We start from the raw sequence: 688 nt of genomic DNA, 5'->3' as shown, positions 1-688 counted from the left end.
CGGTGGCCACCGGCATCGTCGAGGCGCTGAAGATCCTCGGCGATGCGGCGACGAAGCCGCTGGTGGTGCGGCTGGACGGCAACAACGTCGTGGAGGGCCGCCGGATCCTCGACGAGGCGAACCACCCCCTCGTCACGCAGGTCACGACCATGGACGAGGCGGCGGACCGCGCCGCCCGGCTCGCAGCACGGGTGGGAGCCTGAGCATGTCGATCTTCTTGCACGAGCACAGCAAGGTCATCGTCCAGGGCATCACCGGGAGCGAGGCCGGCAAGCACACGGCGAAGATGCTGGCCGCCGGCACGGACGTCGTCGGTGGGGTGAACGCCCGCAAGGCCGGCACCACCGTGACGATCGGCGGCCGCGACCTGACGGTCTTCGGCAGCGTCACCGAGGCGATGGCCGAGACCGGCGCGGACGTGAGCGTCCTGTTCGTGCCGCCCGGGTTCGCGGGCGACGCCGCCGTGGAGGCGATCGACGCCGGCATCGGGCTCGCCGTCGTGATCACCGAGGGCATCCCCGTGCACGACTCCGCCCGGGTGTGGGCGCACGCCTGTGCCACGGGCAACAAGACCCGGATCATCGGCCCGAACTGCCCGGGGATCATCTCGCCCGGGAAGTCGAACGCGGGGATCATCCCGGCCGACATCGCCGGTGCGGGGCCGATCGGGCTGGTGTCGAAGTCGGGC

The 688-nt window shown here is 71.7% G+C and carries 2 pseudogenes; both read left to right on the top strand.

Annotated elements, in window-relative coordinates:
* Positions 1–203: pseudogene (locus tag ABEA81_RS42390) on the top strand (ADP-forming succinate--CoA ligase subunit beta); the annotation flags it as partial.
* A gap of 2 nt (positions 204–205) precedes the next feature.
* Positions 206–688: pseudogene (locus ABEA81_RS42385) on the top strand (succinate--CoA ligase subunit alpha); the annotation flags it as partial.

The organism is Pseudonocardia adelaidensis, from assembly GCF_039543345.1.
Taxonomy (GTDB): Bacteria; Actinomycetota; Actinomycetes; order Mycobacteriales; family Pseudonocardiaceae; genus Pseudonocardia; species Pseudonocardia adelaidensis.
Note: the sequence above shows the minus strand (reverse complement) of the source record. Positions and strands in the feature narration are given on the sequence as shown.